Below are 22647 nucleotides of genomic sequence, written 5' to 3'. Positions count from 1 at the left end.
ACGACGACCGGCGGAGTGACGCCCTGCGCACCGTCGGCTGACGGCCCGCCCGTTCCGCTACCGTGAAGACGGCGGAGCGTGAACCGTGGAGGCGCCATGTCAACGAGTGCGGACGGGCCATCCGGGCTCGATTTGCCGGAGACCATGACCTGGGAGGAGCTCGACGAGCTTCCGGGTGACATCGCCAAGGACGTCGAGCTGTGGCAGGGCAGGGTCGTGTGGAACAGGCGCCCCCCGATGGAACATCAGCGGGTTGCCCGACGTATGTGCAATGCGCTCGAAGTGCATGCCCGCCGCGCCATGCAGGACGGATCCGGCGGCGAGGCACGGCAGTGCTGGCAGGTCGAGACGGAGACCAACGTCTTCTTCAAGCCCGACAAGTCCAGCTTCCTCACCCCCGACTTCCTGGTCCGCCGCTGTCTGCCACGCGGAGCCGACACCTTCGCCGACGACACCGTTCTGGTGGGCGAGGTGCTCTCCGGCTCGGACACCCCCAAGCGCAGGCAGTGGAAGATGGACCGGTACGCGGAGGCCGGCATCCCTTGGTACTGGGAGGTCGAGCTCGACTCCGGCGGGACGTGGGACGTCACCGCGGTGCGGGGCTACGAGCTGTACACCGTCGACCAGTCAGGGCACACCGTCAAGCCGCTGCGCCCCATGGTCTACATGCCCGTCGGCGAGTGGGAGCCGACCGGCCTCGCCATCGAGTTCCCCGAACCCTTCGCGATGAGCATCTCCTGGGACGACCTGGCGTTCTGAAATCTGTCGGCCGCCCGTTTGGGCCCAAACGCGATTTGCGTGAGCAAGTTCGCCCGGCGCTGGTGGTGCGCAGACGCTCACATCCTGCCGACGATGGCTGCGGCCTCCTCCGGGTGTCCCTCCAGCCACCTGCCCAGGTGCTCACGGACGGCCTCGCGCACGCAAGTGCGCACTTCCGCGTTGCCCAGTAGGCCGTGGGTGGCGCCTTCGAACTGGGGATGGTCCAGCTTCACCGACACCACCGCAGCCAGTCCCTCGCCGATCCGCTCCGAGGTGAGATCGGGATCTGCTGCTGCCGGCAACTGCCGCTTCCGGGCGTAGGTGTTGATCGCGTCCGCCACTCCTTCGCGGAATCCCGCCACATGGGATCCGCCCTCGGAGGTGGGCCGGCTGTTGGCGAAGCTGCGGACCCGCTCCTCGTGGGAGGTGCACCACCGCAGGGCTACCTCCGCTGTCCCTGCCATCCGCGAGTCCTCCCACGCGAAGGCAATGGTGTCCGGGTGAACGGGTGCTCCCCCTGAGGCATCAAAGAAGAAGCTGAAGTCCTGCACTTCGCCCAGGAATCGCTCCGACCGGGGTTCGCCCGCAGGGCGAGCGTCGGTCAGAGAGATGCTCAGGCCCCGGTTCAGGAAAGCCAGTTCTTCGAAGCGTCCCGCCAGCACGGCGAACGAGCACTCCACGGTCTCGAAGATGTCGGAGTCGGGCCAGAAAGTGATGGTGGTCCCACTACCGGATGCCGGACCTACGGCGGTGGGCGGAGCTACGGGGACGCCGCACCGGTACTCCTGAACCCAGAGGGTGCCATGGCGCCGCACCTCCGCCGTCAGCCGGCTCGACAGGGCGTTGGTGACGCTGGGGCCGATGCCGACCAGGCTCACGGTGGCGGTGGCGCGGCCTGTGGGTCGTACCCCGGTATACATGCGGGTCAGTAGAGCCTCGAGGCCGCTGGGCTCATCGGAGTCCTCGGTGGCCTCTGGGGATACCCCCGGCCCGTCGTCGGCGACCCGCACGCCGCCGTCGGCTTGGAGGGTGACATCGACGGAACTGGCGCGTCCGGCCAGGACCTCATTCACCGAGTGCTCCATGGCCTCGAACACCGCTTGGTGCAGACCACGTTCGCCGGTCGATCCGACGTACATCCCAGGTCGCTTCCGAATGGCTTCCGCCGCGTGCACCACCGTGATGTGGGTAGCGTCGTACCGGTTGGCATTCTCGCTCACGAAGTCCCCCTCCGACCGTGTCCGGCAGTTTGACCAGCCTAGGCGGATATCCGGAAAACACCAGGTCAGAGCCAGTTCGCCGTAGGCATGAGTGGGCGGGTGAGTGTCTACCTGGATGCAGCTGACCCAGGGCCAGAGGTAAGCCCGCAAACTGCGGCCAGACCCGGGCCGAGGCCGTGTACGGCCCCATTCTGGGCTGCCCTTAGGCGCCTGATTTCAGGGCGACGGCATCGGCGCGAGGTGAACTCCGACCTCATCCTGACCTCGCTGCCGCGGGCGGCCTTGCCGCAACGCTGGAACTGCTGGCGGCCGAGCTCCGCTGCGATCTCACGGTAGTTCCCCACGAAGGAGAACTCCTGGAGGCCGGCGATTCCTCGATGTGCCCTTCCCGTTCGGTGACGGGTGACTCTGGCTCATCCTGTCCCACCCACCTCGTCCTCGTACCACCATGGTCAGTCGAACCAGACCACGAGCCGCACGTACTCCGGACCGTGCAGTGCACCGAGCGTTCGCATCACTTCCCAGACCGGGCCCCAGTGGGTGTTGTCTCCGGCGGCCGCACGACGGCTGCGTGCGCCGGACTCATCGGTCTCGTCCCAGTTGGCGGCGTCCAGCTCGGCCCAGGTGATCCAGGTGGTGCCATGGACGTTATTGGGCCCGCCGTGAGCGGCGAAGTCGGCGCGTACCCCCGCGGAGGCGTCCTCCGGCAGTCCGCGCCCTTCGGCCAGTGGCTGGAATCCGAAGCTGTTGCGCACCCCGAAGAGGCAGGCGAGGGCGTCGTAGGCGTTGCCGGTATTGAGGAGGAACAGGTCGATGGCTGCCGTCCAGGCAACGTCCTCGTCGTCCTCGCCCCAGACCTTGGCCCACGGCCTGCACTCGATCATCCCGCTCACGTCGGTGGACATGCTCGGATTCTGCTGGGCAGGGGTGGCACCTGTCGTCTGTGTTTCGGCAAGCCGCTGGACGCGACCAACGTCCGACGTGCCTTCCGGGCCGCGCCCAAGAACGCGACGGGGATCAACGCAGACGACTGGACGCCCCGGAAGCAGATCCGGCCCGTGATCCAGACGGGGGCCGTAGTCATGGACGGGATCTTCAAGCGGGACCGGGAGCCGTAGTCACGCACGCAGATAGACACGCACACAAAAACAGGTGAGGCGCCTACCGATTCCGGTAGGCGCCTCACCTGCTGTTTCAGCTGTCGGGGTGGCGGGATTTGAACCCACGACCTCTTCGTCCCGAACGAAGCGCGCTGCCAAGCTGCGCTACACCCCGATGTCGTTGCTCCGCGCCCCACAGTCCTGCAGGTCGCGGCGACATCGATTACTTTAGCGGACCGGCGGCCGGAGACGAAATCCGGTTTTCGCAGGGGGTGGGCCCGGTGGTGCGGGGCGGATGCGGTCCAGGCCCAGGAACGCCAGCGCCAGGGCGTAGAAGCAGAGGCCGAGGACGATTGCGTTGCGCAGGACACCGCCGTAGCCGTGCTGGTCCACGTCCACGAAGGGGTACGGGTAGCGGGCCTCCGTGCCGGGGGACATGATCGCGCCTCGGATCAGGCAGAAGACCAGGTACGCCAGGGGGTACGTCAGCCAGAGGGCGGCGTGGCGCAGGCGGAGGCCGCCCGGGTGGGTCAGCAGGAGCCAGTCAGCGAACGCGGCGAGCGGGGTCACCGTGTGGAGGAGCTGGTTGGCGGCCTCGCGCCAGCCGGTCAGTGTGGCCGCGGCGTCGTCCGTCATGGAGAAGCCGGAGGACGCGTTCGCGAGGACCACGTGGTAGACGAGGCCCGTGATGGAGATGAAGAGGACGGTTCCTGTCGTCAGCCACGCGGGGAGGGGCGGTCGGCCCGACCAGGCGCGCCAGGCGGAGAGGGCGAAGACGACGGCCACCAGGACGTTGCTCTGGATCGTGAAGTAGCTGAAGACCCGCAGCGCGGAGTTGCTCAGGAAGAGGTTGATGACGATGCCGGTGAGCGCGGCGAGGGAGATCAGGGCGCGGAACGCAGCCGCGAAGGGCCGGCGGGTGGGGACCGGCGCCACCGCGGTGGGTGGGAGAGGTCCGGAAAGCGCGTCCCTTGTCATGGGGCCACGGTAGACAGCCCGTCCTGCTCCGGCGACCGCTCCACCAGCGTCAGCAGCGTCACTTCCGGGGGGCACGCGAACCGGACCGGCGTGTAGCGGTTGGCGCCGCAGCCCGCCGAGACGTGGAGGTACGAGGTGTGGTCGCCGGCGGTGTGCGTGGAGAGGCCCTTCACGCGGTCCGTGTCCAGGTCGCAGTTGGTGACCAGCGCCCCGTAGAAGGGGATGCAGAGCTGGCCGCCGTGGGTGTGCCCGGCGAGGATCAGCGGGTAGCCGTCCTCGGTGAAGGCGTCGAGCGCGCGGAGGTACGGGGCGTGCACGACGCCGATCGAGAAGTCGGCGCCCGCGTCCGGACCGCCCGCCACGTGCGCGTAGCGGTCGCGCTTGATATGCGGGTCGTCGAGGCCGGTGAACGCGATCTCGTAGCCGTCGACCTTCAGCGTGCCGCGCGAGTTCACCAGGCCGACCCAGCCCGCCGCGTCGAAGCCGTCGCGCAGGTCCTCCCACGGGTTGCGCGGGACGCCGACGGCGGGCCCCTGCCCGTTGAGGCCGTGCTTGCCCTGGAGCTTCTCGATCAGATAGCGGCCGGGGTTGCGGAACTTGGGACCGTAGTAGTCGTTCGAGCCCCAGACGTACGTCCCCGGGAAGTCCATCAACGGGCCCAGCGCGTCCAGGACTTCGGGCACCGCATCCGGGTCGGACAGGTTGTCACCGGTGTTGATCACGAAGTCGGGGCGCAGGCCCGCGAGCGACTGCAGCCAGCGGCGCTTCTTGTTCTGGCCGCTCACCATGTGGATGTCGGAGACCTGGAGCACACGCAGCGGCCGCATCCCGGCCGGGAGCACCGGCACCGTCACCCGGCGGAGCCGGAAGGAGCGGGCCTCGAACCCTGCCGCGTAGCCGACACCGGCGGCGGCCGCCGCGGTGATTCCCAGGGGTACTCCGTATCGCGCGCGCATGAGCCCCATCGTCGCAGACCGATGCGGAGCGTCACAGTCCGCCCGCGCACCGGCCTGACGGACCACGGACGGGACCGCCCCGCACACCCGCGTACAAGAAGGAAATGCGCAGGCACCCCACCCGCCGTACCTGCGACACTGAACCCATGACCACGCTCAAGTCCAAGCTGCAGGAAGACCTCAATGTCGCCATCAAGGCGCGTGACGAGCTGCGCTCCGCCACCCTGCGGATGACCCTCGCCGCGATCCAGAAGGAGGAGGTCGCGGGCAAGGAGAAGCGCGAGCTCTCCGACGACGAGGTGCAGAAGGTGATCATCCGCGAGGCGAAGAAGCGCCGTGAGGCCGCCGAGGCCTTCGCGCAGGGCGGGCGCGCCGAGTCGGCCGAGCGCGAGAAGGCCGAGGGCGTGGTGCTCGCGGAGTACCTGCCGAAGCAGCTGAGCGACGACGAGCTCAAGGCCATCGTCGTCCAGGCCGTCGAGGAGGCGAAGGCCGCGGGCGCCGAGGGGCCGCGCGCGATGGGCCAGGTCATGAAGATCGTGAATCCGAAGGTGGCCGGTCTCGCCGAGGGCGGCCGCGTCGCCGCCGCGGTGAAGCAGGCGCTGGCGGGCTGAGCCCGGTTCCGGCCGCTGCGGGCTGAGGCCCGCCCCGTCCCGTACGTACGAAGAGGGCGCCCCCTGCGCAGGGGGCGCCCTCTTCACGTACTACGGGAGATGGTCAGCGCGGCTCCGGCCAGCCGCCGTTCCCGCCGCCGTTCCCGTTCCCGCCGTCGTTGCCGCCGATCACGCCCGGCGGAATGGTGATCTCGGGGAAGGGGTCCTCGTCCCCGTCACCACCGCCGTTGTGGCCGCCGCCGGGACGGCCGGGCTTGCCGTCGTCCTCGTCCTCGTCGTCCTTTTCCTTGTCCCGGACGTCCGGGATGTGCACCCGGTTGAACTGCGGGGCTTCCTTGCCGGCCAGGGCTCCGGTCATCGCGTCCCGCCAGATCGGGCCGGGGACGTCACCACCGAAGACCAGCGGGTGGAAGACGCCGCCGATGGTCTGGTTCGTCCCCTCGACCGTCTGGCTCGGGGAACCCACCCACACGGCACCGGACATGTTCGGGGTGTAGCCCACGAACCAGGCGTTCTTGCGCTCGTCCGTCGTACCCGTCTTGCCCGCGTTGTCACGGCCCGACAGACCGGCACGCTTACCGGTACCGGAGTCCACCACGCCGCTGAGCAGCGAGTTGATGGAGTCCGCCGTCTTCACCGACATCGCCTGCTCGCAGGTCGACTTGGGGACCTCCATCGCCTTGCCGTTGGGGTCGGTGATCGCCTCGATGGCGACCGGCGAGCAGTAGGTGCCGCGGTTGGCGAAGGTCGCGTACGCGTTCGCCATCGTCAGGGGCGAGAGACCGTTGGAGCCGAGGGTCAGGGGCGAGGGCTGCTCGGGGATCGCCTTGCCGTCACCCTGCACGATGTGCAGCTTCTTCGTCATCTCCACCACGGGGCACATCCCGATGTCGGAGATCATCTGGACGAAGTAGGTGTTGACCGATTTCTCCATGGCCTCCTTCAGCCCGTACGGGCCGACCTCGGACTCGTTCTCGTTCTCCACCTTGTCGTTCGCGACGTTCTTGTACGTGGTGTCGCACCCGGTGATCGGGCTCGGATACGGCATCTCGTACGGCGCCGGGTACGTCTTGTTCAGCGGCGTGCCCTGCTCTATGGCGGCGGCCGCCACGAAGGGCTTGAAGGTCGAACCGGTCGGGAAGCCGTAGTTGGACCCGTTCATCCGGTGGTCGACGGCGTAGTTGATCGTCGTCTCGTTCTTCTTGGCGTCACCGCCGTACGGCCGCGACTGGCCCATCGCGAGGATCTTGCCGCTGCCCGGCTCGACGATCGTGGCCGCGCTGGCCATCTTGTCCGTCTGGTAGATGTGGTCCTTCAGCGAGGCCTGCACCGACTCCTGCGCCTGCGGGTCGAGCGTGGTCTTGATGCGCAGACCGCCGCGCTTCCACACCTCGGCGCGCTCCTCGCGCGTGTCGCCGAAGGTCGGGCTGTCGAGGAAGGCCTGCTTGACGTAGTCGCAGAAGAAGCCCGCGCCGTTGGTGGCGGTGATGCAGCCGTTCTTCGGCTTGGAGACCTTCAGCTTGATGTCGGTGGCCTTGGCCTTGTCGGCCTCCTGCTGCGAGATGTCATCAGTGGCGACCATCCGCTGCAGCACGACATTGCGCCGCTTCTTGGCCTCCTGCTCGTCGTTCACCGGGTCGTAGCGGCTCGGCGACTGGACGATGCCGGCGAGCATCGCGGCTTCCTCGAGGTTCAGGTCCTTGGCCGGCTTGGAGAAGTAGCGCTGCGAGGCGGCCTCGACGCCGTAGGCCTGCTGCCCGAAGAACGTGATGTTCAGGTAGTTCTCGAGGATCTTCTTCTTGCCGAGCTTCTCCTCGACCTGGATCGCGAACTTCAGCTCGCGGATCTTGCGGCCCAGGGTCTGCTGCGTGGCCTCGCGGAACTTGGCGGCATTGTCCATCGCCTCTTCGACGAAGACGTTCTTCACGTACTGCTGGGTGAGGGTCGAGGCGCCCTGCGAGACACCGCCCGAGCGCGCGTTCTCGTTCACCGCGCGCAGGATGCCCTTGAGGTCGACCGCGCCGTGCTCGTAGAAGCGCGAGTCCTCGATCGCGACGATCGCCTTCTGCATGTACGGCGAGATGTCCTTGATGTCCACGAGCGTGCGGTCACGGTCGTAGACCGTCGCGATGGGATTGTCCTGCGCGTCGGTGATCGTGGTGCGCTGCATCAGCGGCGGCTGCGCGAGATTCGCCGGGATTTCGTCGAACTCCTCGACCGATCCCTTGGCCGCCAGACCGAACACTCCCACCGCCGGCAGGGCGATACCCGCCATGACCGCACCGGAGAGAACGCTGACGCCGAGGAACTTCGCGGCCTGCTGCGTCGGCGACAGTCCACCGCCGGAGAGCTTCTTACCCATGGAGGCAGCCTAATCCGTACACCTATGCGTGCCGAGGGATCGCACCCTCATCGGAAAGTCGACACGCTTCCGTAACTCCTGTGACCTCGGCCACGCGGACGCGCGACAAAGGGCGGCAGGGCAAGGTTCCGATTCGCCGGACAGGCGCGCAGGCGTTGGCCTAAGCTGCTCACAACTGTCACAGCAGTGCGGTCCCGTATCAAGACTCCGTCACCCCCGAAGTCGCCGGAGCGCTGTCCGTTTCCGCCTCATGCGTCATTCGACGCCCGTTGTGGCCCAGCTGAACTGCCCCGTTTTGACGGGTTGATCACGCATGTCCGCAGCTCACTCCGTCGGGTGATCTGCCGCTTACGCATAGTCCGTTCGGGCCATTCAAGATTGGGCCCGAAGGGGGTGTTGCGCTGTGCCCACCTTCCGTAACGTCCTCAACTGGCGGCGGTGAATATGCCGCTGCCGCCGTGGGGGAGCCTCGATTCGGGAGAGGACGGCGCCGGCATGGGCTGGGTAGTTGACTGGAGTGCGCAGGCAGCCTGCCGCACTACTGATCCGGATGAACTGTTCGTACAAGGTGCGGCACAGAACAGGGCCAAGGCGGTGTGCACCGGATGTCCGGTGCGTACGGAGTGCCTGGCGGACGCCCTGGACAATCGCGTCGAGTTCGGCGTGTGGGGCGGAATGACCGAGCGGGAGCGGCGCGCGCTGTTGCGCCGGCGGCCCACGGTCACGTCCTGGCGCAGGCTCCTTGAGACGGCTCGTAGCGAATACGAGCGCAGCACGGGCCTGTTGCCCGTGGACGCCGAGGACGAGACCTTCGAGAGTTACGCGGCGGTGGGCTAGCCGGACGCAAGCCGGCGGCCGATGTCCCGCAGCCCTGCGAGATCGTGTACATCGCCGGGCAGTGCGGCCACCTCGGCCACTGCCACCTCGGGGTGCAGTGTGGTGAAGCGGTCACGTGTGCGCTGTTCGCGTGCGAGCAGCTGCATCCGTTCGGCGTGCAACCGCAGGAGCCCCGCGGTGAGCTGGGATGCCGGGGTTTCGGGAGCTTCGGGGGATTCGGGAGAGGTACGACCCTCTTCCTTCCCGCCCTCCTGATCCACAATGCCGGCCGCTTCATGATTTTCCGCGGAGTCGTCACGTTCCACGGAATCGTCACGTTCCACGGAATCGTCAAGTTCCACGGAGTTGTCCGGCGCCGCCGGAGCCCCCAGCGCTTCCGCAGCGGCGAGCGCCCGTTCGGCCGAGAGCCGTGCGGCGCCGCTGCCGTGCACACGGTTGAGGACGAGACCGGCGAGCGGCATCCGGTCCGCCGCGAGCCGCTCCACGAAGTACGCGGCCTCGCGCAGCGCGTCCCGCTCGGGCGCGGCGACCACGAGGAAGGCCGTCCCCGGCGCCTGGAGCAGCCGGTACGTGGCGTCCGCGCGCGTACGGAAGCCGCCGAACATCGTGTCCATCGCGGCCACGAACGTCTGCACGTCCTTGAGGAACGGACCGCCGAGCAGCTTGCCCAGCGTGCCCGTCATCATCGACATCCCGACGTTCAGGAACTTCATCCCGGCCCGCCCGCCGACCTTCGCCGGCGCCATCAGGACCCGGATGAACTTCCCGTCGAGGAACGAGCCGAGCCGGCTGGGAGCATCCAGGAAGTCGAGCGCGGAGCGCGACGGCGGGGTGTCGACCACGATCAGGTCCCACTCGTCGCGCGCCCGCAGCTGCCCCAGCTTCTCCATCGCCATGTACTCCTGCGTGCCGGCGAACCCGGCCGAAAGAGACTGGTAGAAGGGGTTCTCCAGGATCGCGCGGGCCCGCTCGGCATCCGCGTGCGCCTCGACGATCTCGTCGAAGGTGCGCTTCATGTCGAGCATCATGGCGTGCAGTTCACCGTCGCCGTCGATGTCCTTCACGCGCCGCGGGGTGTTGTCCAGCGAGTCGATGCCCATCGACTGCGCGAGCCGCCGCGCCGGGTCGATCGTCAGGACCACGACCTTGCGGCCCCGTTCGGCGGCGCGCAGCCCGAGGGCCGCCGCGGTCGTCGTCTTGCCCACGCCGCCCGCGCCGCAGCACACGATGATGCGGGTCTTCGGGTCGTCGAGCAGCGGATCGACGGCGAGCGTGGGGGGAACGTCCATCGGGGAAACGTCCGGCGTCATACGGCTCCGACTCCCTGCCTGCGCAGCGCCCCGGCCAGGGTGTAGAGACCGGCCAGGTCGATGCCTTCGCTGAGGAACTCCAACTCCTGTACGGGCAGGCCCAGTCCGGCCAGCTCGGCGCGCTGCTCCTGCTCCAGCGCGACCCGCTCCGCGTACTCCGCGGCCTGCGCGAGCAGCGGATCGACCAGCTGCTCCGCGAGCCCGCCCTTGCGCGCGCCGCCGAGTCCGGCGCGCGACAGCTCCTTGGCGATGGCCGTCCGCCTGACGTCCTGTGGCACCGGACCGTCGAGCAGCGTGGGCCGCACCATGTTGACGAGGATCCGGCCCACCGGCAGCCCCGCGGCGCGCAGCTCGACGATCCCGTCGACGGTCTCCTGGACGGGCATCTCCTCGAGGAGCGTCACCAAGTGCACCGAGGTCTCGGCGGACTTGAGCACCCGCATGACCGCCTGCGCCTGGTTGTGTATCGGGCCGATCTTCGCGAGCCCGGCCACCTCGTCGTTCACGTTGAGGAAGCGGGTGATGCGGCCGGTGGGCGGCGCGTCCATCACCACGTAGTCGTACGCGAAGCGCCCGCGCTTGTCCTTGCGGCGCACGGCCTCGCACGCCTTGCCGGTCAGCAGGACGTCCCGTACACCCGGCGCGATCGTCGTCGCGAAGTCGATCGCGCCGAGCTTGCGCAGCGCGCGGCCCGCGCCGCCGAGCCGGTAGAACATCTGGAGGTAGTCGAGGAGCGCCAGCTCGGCGTCGATCGCCAGCGCGTACACCTCGCCGCCGCCCGGAGCGACGGCGATCTTCCGCTCCTCGTACGGCAGCGCCTCCGTCTCGAAGAGCTGCGCGATGCCCTGCCGGCCCTCGACCTCGACGAGAAGCGTGCGCTTCCCCTCGGTCGCGAGGGCGAGCGCTAGGGCGGCGGCGACCGTGGTCTTACCGGTCCCGCCCTTGCCGCTGACGACCTGAAGCCTGCTCACGCCTTCGAGCGTAACCAGTACGGCGCGGTTGATTCCCGGGGGCTCCGTACCCAGCGTGTATCCGTGTCGGCCCGGGCGGTCCCACCGCCGACCCGCGGGCTCCGCCGGGGCACTACGCTCGGCCCCATGACCAAGTACGAATACGCGACCGTGCCGCTCCTCGTGCACGCGACCAAGCAGATTCTTGACACCTGGGGCGAGGACGGCTGGGAGCTCGTCCAGGTCGTGCCCGGGCCCAACAACCCCGAGCAGCTCGTGGCGTACCTGAAGCGCGAGAAGCAGGCATGAGCGGGGCGATCGAGGCGCGGCTCGCCGAGCTCGGCCTGAAGCTCCCCGGCGTCGCGGCGCCGCTCGCGGCCTACCAGCCCGCGGTCCGCTCCGGGAACTACGTCTACACCGCGGGCCAGCTCCCGATGGTCGAGGGCAGCCTGCCGACGACCGGCAAGGTCGGCGCGGAGGTGACGCCCGAGGAGGCCAAGGAACTGGCCCGTACGTGCGCGCTGAACGCGCTCGCCGCGGTCAAGTCGATCGCCGGCGACCTCGATCGCGTCGCGCGGATCGTGAAGGTCACCGGTTTCGTCGCCTCGGCCACGGACTTCACCGGCCAGCCGGCGGTCCTCAACGGCGCGAGCGAGTTCCTCGGCGAGGTCTTCGGCGAGAAGGGCGTCCACGCGCGCAGCGCGGTGGGCGTGGCGGTGCTGCCGCTGGACGCGCCGGTGGAGATCGAGTTCATCGTGGAGCTGGAGCAGGGCTGACCTGCGGGTCTGCTGTTCGGTTGGACGCGCTCAGTGCGCACGGCATACGTGGTTCGTACGAGCTTGGGTCCCGGTCGGTTGCGGCCGGGGCCCTTGCGGCTTCCCGCGTTGTCAGTGGGGGTCGATAGTCTGGAAAGGGCTTCGGCCCCCGGGCGGGAGGGGACTGTCCGGGCACGGAGACGATCCGGCCCCAACACGCACCGCGCACGCACCCGCCCCACACCACCCCCCACCCCAATTTGGTTGCCTCTCGAACATCCTGCCGTGAGCAGATAGCCTCCGGCCATGTCCAATGGCCAGTGGTACCCGCCCGAATGGCCCGACCGGATCAGGGCGCTCGCCGATGGTGAGCTGACGCCCGCGACGCCGCGCCGGGCCGCCACCGTTCTGCTGCTGCGCGACGGTGAGCAGGGCACGGACGTGTACATGCTGCGGCGCCGCGCCTCCATGGCGTTCGCCGGCGGCGCGTACGCGTACCCCGGCGGCTCCGTCGACCCGCGCGACGACGACCGGCACGTCGACTGGGCCGGGCCCTCGCTCGCCGACTGGGCCGCGCGCCTCGGCGTCGCGGAGGCCGAGGCGCAGGCGATTGTGTGCGCCGCCGTGCGCGAGACCTTCGAGGAGGCGGGCGTACTGCTCGCCGGCCCGACAGCGGACTCGGTCGTCGGCGACACCACGGGCGACGACTGGGAGGCGGACCGGGCCGCCCTGGTCGAACGTGAGCTGTCCTTCGCGGAGTTCCTGGCCCGCCGCGGCCTGGTGCTGCGCTCCGACCTGCTGGGCGTGTGGGCGCGCTGGATCACCCCGGAGTTCGAGCAGCGCCGCTATGACACATGGTTCTTCGTCGCGGCGCTCCCGGCCGGGCAGCGCACGCGCAACGCGTCGACGGAGGCCGACCGTACGGTCTGGATCCGGCCGTCCGAGGCCGCGGGCGGCTACGACCGGGGCGAGCTGACGATGATGCCGCCGACGATCACGACGCTGCGCCAGCTGGAGCCGTACGCGACGTCCGAGGACGCGCTCGCCTCCTCCGCGGACCGCGACCTCACCCCCGTACTGGCCCAGGCGCGCCTGGAGAACGGCGAGTTGGTGCTCTCCTGGCCGGGCCACGACGAGTTCACCAAGCACATCGCACTCAAGAACGGCGCCACGGGATGACCGACGCTTCCGCCCTGCCCGGCCAGCCCCGCGGCGGGGTGCTCTCGGGTCCGGCGACGGCCCGGGCGGTCAACGTGCTCGCGCCCAACGCGAATGCGATGACCCTGGACGGTACGAACACGTGGATCGTCTCCGAGCCGGACTCGCCGCTGGCGGTGGTGATCGACCCGGGGCCGCTCGACGAGGGCCATCTGCGGCACGTGATCGCCACGGCGGAGCAGGCGGGCAAGCGGGTCGCGCTCACGCTCCTGACGCACGGTCATCCCGACCACGCGGAGGGCGCGGCGCGGTTCGCCGAGCTCACCAGGACGGATGTACGGGCCCTCGACCCGGCCCTGCGTCTGGGCGACGAGGGTCTGGCGGCGGGTCAGGTCATCGAGGCCGGCGGCCTCGAACTCCGGGTGGTCCCCACCCCGGGCCACACCGCCGACTCGCTCTGCTTCCATCTCCCCGCCGACCAGGCCGTCCTGACCGGCGACACGATCCTCGGCCGCGGCACGACGGTCGTCGCCCACCCCGACGGCCGCCTCGGCGACTACCTGGACTCCCTGCGGCGTCTGCGGTCCCTGACGGTCGACGACGGCGTCCATACGGTGTTGCCGGGCCACGGCCCGGTCCTGGAGGACGCCCAGGGCGCCGTCGAGTTCTACCTCGCCCACCGCGCCCACCGCCTGGCCCAGGTCGAGACGGCGGTCGAATCCGGCCATACGACCCCCTCGGAGGTCGTCGCGTCGGTTTACGCGGACGTGGACCGTTCGCTGTGGCCGGCGGCGGAACTCTCGGTACGGGCGCAGCTGGAGTATTTGCGGGAGCACGGGCTCATCTAGGCGGGACGGGCACGACTCGAACGGGGCGGGCACGCAAACGGGGCCCGCCCAAAAGGCCGGACCCCGTCCACGTAATCCAGACGAATGCGCCTCAGCGCGACCGCTTGGCCAGCCGCTCGACGTCGAGCAGAATCACCGCACGCGCCTCCAGGCGGAGCCACCCGCGCCCGGCGAAGTCGGCCAGCGCCTTGTTGACGGTCTCGCGCGAGGCGCCGACCAGCTGGGCCAGCTCTTCCTGCGTGAGGTCGTGCACCACGTGGATGCCCTCCTCGGACTGCACACCGAAGCGGCGCGACAGGTCGAGGAGCGCGCGGGCCACGCGGCCCGGCACGTCGGAGAAGACCAGGTCGGACATCTGGTCGTTGGTCTTGCGCAGGCGCCGGGCGACGGCGCGCAGCAGCGCGGCGGCGACCTCGGGGCGCACATTGAGCCACGGCTGGAGGTCGCCGTGGCCGAGGCCGAGCAGCTTGACCTCGGTCAGTGCCGAGGCGGTCGCGGTGCGCGGGCCCGGGTCGAACAGCGAGAGCTCACCGATGAGCTCGCCGGGGCCGAGCACGGCGAGCATGTTCTCGCGGCCGTCGGGGGAGGTGCGGTGCAGCTTCACCTTGCCCTCGGTGACCACGTAGAGGCGGTCACCCGGGTCGCCCTCGTGGAACAGCGCGTCGCCGCGCGCGAGGGTCACCTCACTCATGGAGGCGCGCAGCTCCGCCGCCTGCTCGTCATCGAGCGCCGCGAAGAGCGGGGCGCGCCGCAGAACGTCGTCCACGAGTTCTCTCCTATGTCGACCGGCTCAAGGGGCTGTGGTGCCCATCTTGCCGGACGTAGCAAACAGTGTGATCAGTCACAACAAGTTTGCCGTACCGAAGGGGCCTCCAGTGCGACAGGGGGCCCAATCGGGGGCGGCAAGGCGAGTTCCGGCCATCCTCGGGCCCGTCCCCGTGAACAGGCCCGAAGGTCCAACAGGCCGGTGAGAGCGCTGGCCAAGGGTGTACGGAGGGAGGGTTGCGCGTATCGATTCTGCTGTGGGCGAACACGGCTCGAACGGGCCGACGCGAGCGGCAATAAATCGCCCAAATAGGGCATAAGGGTCAGTCGGTTACGCCACCGCACACCCCACCGCACACCCCCTCTCACCCGTCCACCCGCGCACCCCCCAACGGCACCGTCACCGTCAGCACCGCCCCTTCCCCGGGTGCCGACTCCACCGCCAGCGTCCCGCCCAGTTGCCGCACCCGCACCCGGATCGCCGGAAGGCCGTGCCCGCGGGTGCCATCGGGCGTGTCCGGCAGCGTGGCCGGGTCGAAGCCGCGGCCGTCGTCGGCGATGTCGAGCACAGCGCGGTCGTCGAGCGTGGTCAGCGTCAGGACGGCCGTGGAGGCCCGCGCGTGCTCCCGCACGTTAGCCAGCGCTCCCTGTGCGACCCGCAGCAGCGTCGACTGCACGCGTTCCGGCAGTTCGTGCTCGGGCTGCCCCTCCAGGTGCACGAACACCCGCAGCCGCTCGTCGCTCTCGCGCTCGGCCAGCGCCCGCAACGCGTCCGGCAGGCTGCCCGAGAGCGCCAGGTCCGCGGGCGCCAGGTCGTGCACGAAGCGCCGGGCCTCGGTCAGGTTGTGCTCGACGATCTTCGTGGCGGCCCGTACGTGCCCGTGCGCCTTGGCCGGATCCCGGTCCCAGGTCCGCTCGGCGGCCTGCAGCAGCATCTGCTGGCTGGACAGGCCCTGCGCGAGGGTGTCGTGGATCTCGATGGACAGCCGCTGCCGCTCGGCGAGCGTGCCGGCCCGCCGCTCGGTGGCGGCGAGCTCGCGGCGCGTACGGATCAGGTCGTCGATCAGCAGCCGCTGCCGCTGCGCGAGCCGCTTCATGTGCAGGAACACGGCGGTGGCGAACCCGGCCACGGCCGCCGGGCCGATGACGAGGTCGAGGTCGAAGCGGGGCGCGAGCGTGATCTGCGCGATGATCACGAAGAGGGTCAGGACCCCGACCAGGACGCACGCGGCGACCGGCGGCAGGATCCGCAGCGCCGCGTAGATCAGCGGTACGGCCACCCACGCGAAGCTGGGCGCCAACTCCACCAGGACCGCCCAGACCACGACCACGGCGGCCAGCCACGCGACCCGCCACGACTGCGGGCGCCGGGCGGACGGGTTCTTCGCCGCGTACGCGTCACGGCCCATGCCCGTCGCGTACAGGACGGCGAGGAGCGCGGCGAGAATGATCACGACCGTGGTGTTCACCGACGGCGGGTGCCGGTAGATGAAGCGGATCAGGGCCGTCCCGTGCAGCGCGAAGAACGTCAGGTGCATGACGACGGTCAGCCAGCCCGCGTCGGGATCGGCCTCCTCCGCCGGCGGCAGCCCGGCGGCCGGCCCGACGGCAGGCTCCGCCCCTGCGGCCCGTTCCGCGTCCACTCGCACCGCACCCCTCTCCGCAACCGACCGTCGCCACCATTCTCATTTCGTACGGAGCGGACAGCGAGCCGGACGGGAATGTGAACAACCCACCCGCTGTCACCCCCTCCCCGTACCCTCGTGGCATGGCGAAGAGCGACAAGGAGCCGGGTGCCACGGGCCCTCCGGTGATCAGGAAGGCCAAGGCCCCGCAGACCAGGACCGGCCTGGTGCGGCAGGCCCGGAAGATCAACCGGGCGCTCGCCGAGGTCTATCCGTATGCGCACCCGGAGCTGGACTTCGAGAATCCGTACGAGCTCCTCGTCGCCACCGTCCTGTCGGCGCAGACCACGGACCTGCGCGTGAACCAGACGACGCCGGGCCTGTTCGCGAAGTACCCGACCCCCGAGGACCTGGCCGCGGCCAACCCCGAGGAGGTCGAGGAGCTGATCCGCCCCACGGGCTTCTTCCGCGCGAAGACCAAGTCGATCATGGGCCTGGCCAAGGCCCTGCGCGACGAGCACGGCGGTGAGGTCCCCGGCCGCCTGGAGGACCTGGTGAAGCTGCCGGGCGTCGGCCGCAAGACGGCGAACGTCGTCCTGGGCAATGCCTTCGGCGTCCCCGGCATCACCGTCGACACCCACTTCGGCCGCCTCGTGCGCCGCTGGAAGTGGACCGACGAGGAGGACCCGGAGAAGGTCGAGGCGCTGATCTGCGAGATCTTCCCGAAGTCGGACTGGACGATGCTCTCGCACCGGATCATCTTCCACGGCCGCCGCATCTGCCACGCCCGCAAGCCCGCCTGCGGCGCCTGCCCGATCGCCTCGCTCTGCCCGTCGTACGGGGAAGGGGAGATCGACCCGGAGAAGGCGAAGAAGCTCCTGAAGTACGAGAAGGGCGGGCTGCCCGGCCAGCGCCTGAAGCCCCCGCCGGACTACCCGGGGCAGGCCGCGCCGCCGATGGGGGCTGCGTGACGGGGGAACGACCGGGGTGGCGGCCGGGGGAACGATCGGGCGCCGTCGGTGCGTTGAGGGCTTCGTACGGGGGTGAGGCATGACGCACGCAAGCAGCGGTACGTACGGCGGTGACGTGACCGTGTCCAGCAAGGGGCTGCCCGAGTGGCTCGACCCGGTGGTGAGCGCGGTCGAGACGATCGAGCCGAAGCAGCTCAGCCGCTTCCTGCCGCCCGAGAGCGGCGCGGGCCGCCAGTCGGCGGTCCTGATCCTCTTCGGCGAGGGCGAGCGAGGTCCGGAGCTGCTGCTCATGGAGCGGGCCAGTTCGCTGCGTTCGCACGCGGGCCAGCCGTCGTTCCCGGGCGGCGCGCTCGACCCGGAGGACGGCGATCCGGCGGGCGACGGTCCGCTGCGCGCCGCGCTGCGCGAGGCCGAGGAGGAAACCGGACTCGACCCCACGGGCGTCCAGATCTTCGGGGTGCTGCCGAAGCTGTACATCCCGGTCAGCGGTTTCGTCGTCACCCCCGTCCTTGCGTGGTGGCGCGAGCCGACCCCGGTCGGCGTGGTGGATCCGGCCGAGACGGCCCGGGTCTTCACGGTTCCCGTGGCACATCTCACGGACACCGCGTACCGCGTGACCTCGGTCCATCCGCGCGGCCACGAAGGTCCCGCATTCCTGGTCGACGAGGCTCTGGTCTGGGGTTTTACCGCCGGGTTGATCGACCGGATCCTGCACTATGCGGGCTGGGAGCTGCCGTGGGACCGCACGAAGCAGGTCCCTCTCGACTGGCGCGCATGACAGGCTTGGCCCTCGTGCCCGGCGCAGACCGGGCCTGTGGCCAGGCAGAGACTCCGGGACCTGTGCCCGGCCCGGGACGGTCCCGGGAGACCCGACAGCCGAGGAGTGGCGACTGTGACGCGAGGCGAGGCGTGATTCGGTGAACGTGCTGGACATCCTGCTCCTGCTCGCCGCGGTCTGGTTCGCGATCGTCGGCTACCGGCAGGGCTTCGTCGTCGGCATCCTCTCGGTGCTCGGCTTCCTCGGCGGCGGTCTCGTCGCGCTCTATGTGCTGCCCGTGATCTGGAAGCAGTTCACGGAGGAGCAGGCGGGCACCACGGCCGTCGTGGTCTGGGTCGTCGTCGTGATCGTCTGCGCCTCGGTCGGCCAGGCCTTCACCACGCACCTGGGCAACAAGCTGCGCCGCTACATCACCTGGTCCCCCGCGAGAGCCCTGGACGCCACGGGCGGCGCGGTGGTCAACGTCCTGGCCCTGCTCATCGTCAGCTGGCTGATCGGCTCGCTCCTCGCGGGCACCACGATGCCGACGGTGAGCAAGGAGGTCCGTAACTCCAAGGTGCTCACCGGGATCGACCGCGCGCTGCCGGGCCAGGCCGACACCTGGTTCACGAACTTCCGCTCGGTGCTCGCGCAGAACGGGTTCCCGCAGGTCTTCAGCCCCTTCGCCAACGAGCCGATCACCGAGGTCCGCCCGCCCGACCCCAAGCTCGCCGGCAGCCCCGTCGCGGCCCGCGCCAAGGGCTCGATCGTGAAGGTCCTCGGCACGGCGACCGAGTGCAGCAAGGTCCTGGAGGGCTCCGGCTTCGTCTTCGCCGACCGTCGCGTGATGACCAACGCGCATGTGGTCGGCGGCGTCGACGAGCCCGTCGTGCAGATCGGCGGCCAGGGCCGCAAATACGACGCCACGGTGGTGCTCTACGACTGGGAGCGGGACATCGCCGTCCTCGACGTCCCGGATCTCGACGCCCGGCCCCTGCAGTTCACTGACCGCGACGCGAGCACGGGCGACGGCGCGATCGTCGCCGGCTTCCCGGAGAACGGTCCGTACGACGTCCGCTCGGCCCGCGTCCGCGCCCGGATCAACGCGAGCGGACCGGACATCTACCACCGGGGCAATGTCCGCCGCGACGTCTACTCGCTGTACGCGAACGTCCGCCAGGGCAACTCCGGCGGCCCGCTCCTGACCCCGGACGGCAAGGTGTACGGGGTGATCTTCGCGAAGTCCCTGGACAGCCCCGACACCGGCTACGCGCTCACGGTCGACGAGATCCGTGACGACATCACCCAGGGCCGCAAGGCGAACCAGCAGGTCGACAGCCAGAGGTGTGCGCTGTAACTCCCGCGGAGGCGGGGGAGGTGATCAGGGCGACGGGATGGTCACGCCCTCGACGTATGCCGCAGCCGCGCCGACACCCAGCGGGCGCGGCGGCGCAGAATACGGGGAATCCCGATCGCCGCTCCGGAGGACCGGTGACCCTGGCCCTGTGGGCCGCCTCCCTGGAACGGGTTCGGCCCCGAGGCCGAGCGGCGGTTGCGTGCTGCGTCACTGTAGTCGTGCGTCCAGCCCATACCCCGACCTCTGCCCGTGCCTCATGGTCGGTAACCGCGCGCACGCCACTCAATTGGCTTATGCGCGGGGCAAAGGCCGTTCGAAGCACGGGTGTTCGCCGGACGCCCGCGACAGGACGCGGCGCGCGGCCGCCTGCCCGGCACGGAACGCGGTCTACCGGTCCGGCTCGGCATCCCTCAGCCAGTTGACCAGCTCGGTCGAGAACGCGGCCGGATCCTCTTCGTGCGGAAAGTGCCCGAGCCCGTCGAACTGCCGCCAGCGGTAGGGCGCTTCGACGTACTCGCCCGACCCCGCCGCACTCCGCGTCCGCATCACCGGGTCGAGCGAGCCGTGCAGATGCAGCGTCGGCACCTGCACCGGCCGCTTCATCCGCCGGTAGAACTGGATGCCGTCCGGTCGCGCCAGGGAGCGCACCATCCAGCGGTACGGCTCGATCGAGCAGTGCGCCGTCGACGGAATGCACATCGCGCTGCGGTACGTGGCCACCGCCTCGTCGTCCGGAAGGCGCGGCCCCGACCAGTCGCGGATCAGCTCGCCCACCAAGGCGCCGTCGTCGGCGACCAGTTGACGCTCCGGGATCCACGGCCGCTGGAAGCCCCAGATGTACGAGCCGGCCCGGGTCTGCCGCACGTCACCGAGCATCGCCGAACGCCAGCGCCGCGGATGCGGCATCGAGGAGACCACGAGCCGGCGCACCAGCTTGGGGCGCATCACGGCCGCGGTCCACGCGAGGTAGCCGCCCAGGTCGTGCCCGACCAGCGCGGCGTCCGGCTCGCCGAGGGACCGTACGACGCCGGTGATGTCGAGCGCGAGGTTCGCCGGGTCGTAACCGCGCGGCGTGCGGTCGCTGCCGCCGACGCCGCGCAGATCCATCGCGACCGCGCGGAAACCGGCCTCGGCGAGCGCGGGCAGTTGGTGCCGCCAGGTCCACCAGTACTGCGGAAAGCCGTGCAGGAGCAGCACGAGCGGGCCGTCGCCCATCTCGGCGATATGGAAACGGGCCCCGTTCGCCGCGACGTCCCGGTGCGTCCAGGGGCCGTCGAGGCGTACTACGGAGGTTGAAGTCGCGGGGTCCGTCATGAAGACGAGCGTGCCACAGGCTTGGCGTCCTCGATGGCACGGGTCAGCTCGCCCCTGGCCGCGGCGTCGACGGCGCGCGGATGCGGCTTGACGTTGCCGAGGACGGAGGCGGTCTCCTTGGCGGAGGCGGCGATCTCCTTGCGGCCCTCGTCCTTCTTGGCCTTCTTGAAGAGGATCACGCCCACGAAGGCAAGCAGTCCGAACAGAATCGCGCTGACCGTGAAGGAGAGCAGGAAGCACCAGGCGAGGTTCCAGCCGCCCTGGCCGTTGAAGCCGCCGGTCCAGCTGTTGAACCCGTACGCGAGCGCGAAGCTCAGCATGGGCAGCGAGAAGATCAGGACGACCGCCCCGGCACCGATGATCAGGCTGCCCAGCGAGACCCGCTTGACGTCCCTGCTCAACTGCGCCTTGGCCAGCGCGATCTCATCGTGGATCAGCGCGGACATCTCGCTGGTAGCCGAGGCGACCAACTGCCCCAGGCTGCGGTCGCCGCCATCGGCTGCGCTCATCGCGGGTCTCCCTCTTCAGATCTGGCGTGGCGTTACTTGTCGGTTACGGCCATGTCAGATCATGCCGGACTCTCGTCCTCACCGCTTCCGGCGGGGCTCAGTTCGGCGAGACGGCGGTGCTCGGCGGCCTTCTTCTCGTAGATCGCGGCCATACGGAGGTGGTACGCGGGGTTGTCCTGCTCGTAGATGTCGGGGATGCCGTCGAGGTCGTCGTCGCGCTCCTCGTCCTCGACCATCCTGCGGTACTTGGCGTTGCGGATCTTCAGCAGGACGGTCGCGATGACCGCCGCGATCAGCGAGCCGAGCAGCACGGCCGCCTTGATCTCGTCGGTCATGACGGTGTCGCCCTTGAAGGCGAGTTCGCCGATCAGGAGCGAGACGGTGAAGCCGATGCCGGCGAGCGAGGCCACCGCGAACACATCGGGCCAGGACAGGTCCTCGCTGAGTTCCGCCCGGGTGAAGCGCGCCGCGAGCCACGTACCGCCGAAGATGCCGACGGTCTTGCCGACCACAAGACCGAGCACCACACCGAGCGTCTCGGGCTGCGTGAACACATCCGTGATCGCCTTGCCGGAGACCGAGACTCCCGCGCTGAACAGGGCGAACAGCGGGACGGCGAGTCCGGCCGACACGGGTCGTACGAGGTGCTCGATGTGCTCGCCGGGGGAGTGCTGCTCGTCGTCCTTGCGGGTGCAGCGCAGCATCAGGCCCATCGCGACACCGGCGATGGTGGCGTGCACGCCGCTGTTGTACATCAGGCCCCAGATCACCAGGGCGAGCGGCACGTAGATGTACCAGCCGCGCACCCCCTTGCGCAGCAGCAGCCAGAAGATGACGAGGCCGACGACGGCGCCGCCGAGGGCCGCGAAGTTGAGGCTGTCGGTGAAGAAGACCGCGATGATCATGATCGCGAAGAGGTCGTCGACCACGGCGAGCGTGAGCAGGAACGCGCGCAGCGCGGACGGCAGCGAGGTGCCGATCACGGCGAGCACGGCGAGTGCGAACGCGATGTCCGTGGCGGTCGGCACCGCCCAGCCCTTGGCCGAACCGTCCCCGACGACATTCGTCAGGACGTAGACGAGCGCGGGCACCGCCATGCCGCAGAGCGCGGCGACGACCGGCAGGATCGCGGCCTTCGGATCGCGCAGATCACCGGCGACCAGTTCGCGCTTGAGCTCGACACCGGCGACGAAGAAGAAGACGGCGAGCAGTCCGTCGGCCGCCCAGTGCTGGATGGAGAGGTCGAGGCCGAGCGCGGAGGGGCCGATGTGGAAGTCGCGCACGGAGGCGTAACTGTCGCTCAGCGGGGTGTTCGCCCAGATCAGCGCCACGATCGCGGCGACCAGCAGCAGCACGCCGCCGACGGTCTCGGTCCGCAGTGCGTCCGCTACGAAGGAGCGCTCGGGCAGGGAGAGCCGGCCGAGGGCCTTCGGGTTGTTCTTGCTGGGCGCGGCCACGGGAGGACCTCCTGGTCGGTACGGCAACGACGGATCGCTGAAGCAGTC

Annotated in this window: 23 protein-coding genes, 1 tRNA gene and 1 pseudogene; 11 read left to right on the top strand and 14 right to left on the bottom strand. The window is 69.7% G+C overall.

Going from position 1 to position 22647, the window contains the following annotated elements:
* Window positions 1-96: 96 nt before the first annotated feature.
* Window positions 97-759, top strand: coding sequence for a Uma2 family endonuclease (locus ACIBI4_RS18585; protein ID WP_399204987.1), 663 nt, complete (start codon window positions 97-99; stop codon window positions 757-759).
* Between the two features lie 77 nt (window positions 760-836).
* On the opposite strand, the gene ACIBI4_RS18580 is transcribed toward ACIBI4_RS18585, so the two are convergent.
* Together ACIBI4_RS18580 and ACIBI4_RS18575 are read right to left on the bottom strand one after the other, a co-directional pair.
* Window positions 837-1979: an ATP-binding protein gene (locus ACIBI4_RS18580; protein WP_399204986.1), complete on the bottom strand. Its 1143-nt coding sequence runs from the start codon at window positions 1977-1979 to the stop codon at window positions 837-839.
* Window positions 1980-2431: 452 nt separating this feature from the next.
* Window positions 2432-2884 carry a hypothetical protein gene (locus ACIBI4_RS18575; RefSeq protein WP_399204985.1) on the bottom strand — a complete coding sequence of 151 codons (453 nt, stop codon included), beginning with the start codon at window positions 2882-2884 and terminating at the stop codon, window positions 2432-2434.
* A gap of 45 nt (window positions 2885-2929) precedes the next feature.
* Between ACIBI4_RS18575 and ACIBI4_RS18570 the strand changes: the two are divergent.
* Window positions 2930-3097 (top strand): annotated as a pseudogene (locus ACIBI4_RS18570) (site-specific integrase); the annotation flags it as partial.
* Window positions 3098-3180: 83 nt separating this feature from the next.
* Here ACIBI4_RS18570 and ACIBI4_RS18565 read toward each other — a convergent pair.
* From ACIBI4_RS18565 to ACIBI4_RS18555, 3 genes are all read right to left on the bottom strand, one after another.
* Window positions 3181-3254: transfer RNA gene (locus ACIBI4_RS18565), tRNA-Pro, on the bottom strand.
* A gap of 53 nt (window positions 3255-3307) precedes the next feature.
* Complete coding sequence (locus ACIBI4_RS18560) at window positions 3308-4057, bottom strand: Pr6Pr family membrane protein (RefSeq protein WP_399204984.1); 750 nt, start codon at window positions 4055-4057, stop codon at window positions 3308-3310.
* On the bottom strand, window positions 4054-5013 hold the full coding sequence (locus ACIBI4_RS18555; RefSeq protein ID WP_399204983.1) for a metallophosphoesterase: 960 nt from the start codon (window positions 5011-5013) through the stop codon (window positions 4054-4056). The genes ACIBI4_RS18560 and ACIBI4_RS18555 overlap by 4 nt, the downstream gene beginning before the upstream one ends.
* 146 nt (window positions 5014-5159) lie before the next feature.
* Between ACIBI4_RS18555 and ACIBI4_RS18550 the strand changes: the two genes are divergently transcribed.
* Entirely contained in the window at window positions 5160-5624 is a 465-nt protein-coding gene (locus ACIBI4_RS18550) for a GatB/YqeY domain-containing protein (RefSeq protein WP_399204982.1), read from the top strand.
* A 103-nt stretch (window positions 5625-5727) separates the two neighbouring features.
* On the opposite strand, the gene ACIBI4_RS18545 is transcribed toward ACIBI4_RS18550, so the two are convergent.
* Window positions 5728-7986 (bottom strand): transglycosylase domain-containing protein, encoded by a 2259-nt coding sequence (locus ACIBI4_RS18545; RefSeq protein WP_399204981.1) that lies wholly within the window; start codon window positions 7984-7986, stop codon window positions 5728-5730.
* A 495-nt stretch (window positions 7987-8481) separates the two neighbouring features.
* On the opposite strand from ACIBI4_RS18545, the gene ACIBI4_RS18540 reads away from it, so the two are divergent.
* On the top strand, window positions 8482-8823 hold the full coding sequence (locus tag ACIBI4_RS18540; RefSeq protein WP_399204980.1) for a WhiB family transcriptional regulator: 342 nt from the start codon (window positions 8482-8484) through the stop codon (window positions 8821-8823).
* Here ACIBI4_RS18540 and ACIBI4_RS18535 read toward each other — a convergent pair.
* Together ACIBI4_RS18535 and ACIBI4_RS18530 are read right to left on the bottom strand one after the other, a co-directional pair.
* The gene (locus ACIBI4_RS18535; RefSeq protein ID WP_399204979.1) at window positions 8820-10133 is read right to left on the bottom strand and encodes an ArsA family ATPase; all 1314 of its coding nucleotides are present in this window, start codon (window positions 10131-10133) and stop codon (window positions 8820-8822) included. The genes ACIBI4_RS18540 and ACIBI4_RS18535 overlap by 4 nt on opposite strands.
* Window positions 10130-11104 carry an ArsA-related P-loop ATPase gene (locus ACIBI4_RS18530; RefSeq protein ID WP_399204978.1) on the bottom strand — a complete coding sequence of 325 codons (975 nt, stop codon included), beginning with the start codon at window positions 11102-11104 and terminating at the stop codon, window positions 10130-10132. Before ACIBI4_RS18530 ends, ACIBI4_RS18535 begins: the two co-directional genes overlap by 4 nt.
* A 126-nt stretch (window positions 11105-11230) precedes the next feature.
* Between ACIBI4_RS18530 and ACIBI4_RS18525 the strand changes: the two genes are divergently transcribed.
* From ACIBI4_RS18525 to ACIBI4_RS18510, 4 genes are all read left to right on the top strand, one after another.
* Window positions 11231-11392, top strand: coding sequence for a DUF4177 domain-containing protein (locus ACIBI4_RS18525; RefSeq protein WP_018386146.1), 162 nt, complete (start codon window positions 11231-11233; stop codon window positions 11390-11392).
* The gene (locus ACIBI4_RS18520; protein ID WP_399204977.1) at window positions 11389-11859 is read left to right on the top strand and encodes a RidA family protein; all 471 of its coding nucleotides are present in this window, start codon (window positions 11389-11391) and stop codon (window positions 11857-11859) included. The genes ACIBI4_RS18525 and ACIBI4_RS18520 overlap by 4 nt, the downstream gene beginning before the upstream one ends.
* 285 nt (window positions 11860-12144) lie before the next feature.
* On the top strand, window positions 12145-13017 hold the full coding sequence (locus tag ACIBI4_RS18515; protein ID WP_399204976.1) for an NUDIX hydrolase: 873 nt from the start codon (window positions 12145-12147) through the stop codon (window positions 13015-13017).
* Window positions 13014-13844: an MBL fold metallo-hydrolase gene (locus tag ACIBI4_RS18510; RefSeq protein WP_399204975.1), complete on the top strand. Its 831-nt coding sequence runs from the start codon at window positions 13014-13016 to the stop codon at window positions 13842-13844. The genes ACIBI4_RS18515 and ACIBI4_RS18510 overlap by 4 nt, the downstream gene beginning before the upstream one ends.
* Before the next feature lie 91 nt (window positions 13845-13935).
* On the opposite strand, the gene ACIBI4_RS18505 is transcribed toward ACIBI4_RS18510, so the two are convergent.
* Together ACIBI4_RS18505 and ACIBI4_RS18500 are read right to left on the bottom strand one after the other, a co-directional pair.
* Window positions 13936-14610 carry a Crp/Fnr family transcriptional regulator gene (locus tag ACIBI4_RS18505; protein WP_055515728.1) on the bottom strand — a complete coding sequence of 225 codons (675 nt, stop codon included), beginning with the start codon at window positions 14608-14610 and terminating at the stop codon, window positions 13936-13938.
* A 364-nt stretch (window positions 14611-14974) separates the two neighbouring features.
* Window positions 14975-16147, bottom strand: a complete 1173-nt coding sequence (locus ACIBI4_RS18500) for a sensor histidine kinase (protein ID WP_399205293.1) — start codon at window positions 16145-16147, stop codon at window positions 14975-14977.
* Window positions 16148-16377: 230 nt separating this feature from the next.
* Between ACIBI4_RS18500 and nth the strand changes: the two genes are divergently transcribed.
* From nth to ACIBI4_RS18485, 3 genes are all read left to right on the top strand, one after another.
* A complete protein-coding gene (gene nth, locus ACIBI4_RS18495) occupies window positions 16378-17205 on the top strand; it encodes an endonuclease III (RefSeq protein ID WP_399204974.1) in 828 nt (275 codons plus the stop codon).
* 79 nt (window positions 17206-17284) lie between these two features.
* Window positions 17285-17983, top strand: a complete 699-nt coding sequence (locus ACIBI4_RS18490) for an NUDIX hydrolase (RefSeq protein ID WP_399204973.1) — start codon at window positions 17285-17287, stop codon at window positions 17981-17983.
* A gap of 139 nt (window positions 17984-18122) precedes the next feature.
* A complete protein-coding gene (locus ACIBI4_RS18485) occupies window positions 18123-19319 on the top strand; it encodes a MarP family serine protease (RefSeq protein WP_399204972.1) in 1197 nt (398 codons plus the stop codon).
* A 41-nt stretch (window positions 19320-19360) separates the two neighbouring features.
* Here the strand turns inward: ACIBI4_RS18485 and ACIBI4_RS18480 are convergent, their stop codons facing one another.
* The 4 genes from ACIBI4_RS18480 to nhaA form a co-directional block, all read right to left on the bottom strand.
* Window positions 19361-19552 carry a hypothetical protein gene (locus ACIBI4_RS18480; protein WP_399204971.1) on the bottom strand — a complete coding sequence of 64 codons (192 nt, stop codon included), beginning with the start codon at window positions 19550-19552 and terminating at the stop codon, window positions 19361-19363.
* Window positions 19553-19706: 154 nt separating this feature from the next.
* Window positions 19707-20633, bottom strand: a complete 927-nt coding sequence (locus ACIBI4_RS18475) for an alpha/beta fold hydrolase (RefSeq protein WP_399204970.1) — start codon at window positions 20631-20633, stop codon at window positions 19707-19709.
* Window positions 20630-21142 (bottom strand): phage holin family protein, encoded by a 513-nt coding sequence (locus ACIBI4_RS18470; protein WP_399204969.1) that lies wholly within the window; start codon window positions 21140-21142, stop codon window positions 20630-20632. The genes ACIBI4_RS18475 and ACIBI4_RS18470 overlap by 4 nt, the downstream gene beginning before the upstream one ends.
* Before the next feature lie 59 nt (window positions 21143-21201).
* A complete protein-coding gene (gene nhaA, locus ACIBI4_RS18465; RefSeq protein WP_399204968.1) occupies window positions 21202-22599 on the bottom strand; it encodes a Na+/H+ antiporter NhaA in 1398 nt (465 codons plus the stop codon).
* Window positions 22600-22647 lie beyond the last annotated feature (48 nt).

Source organism: Streptomyces sp. NPDC050418, from assembly GCF_044458745.1.
Taxonomy (GTDB): domain Bacteria; phylum Actinomycetota; class Actinomycetes; order Streptomycetales; family Streptomycetaceae; genus Streptomyces.
The sequence above is the reverse complement of the archived record's forward strand: the minus strand, read 5'-3'. Positions and strand labels throughout refer to the sequence as shown.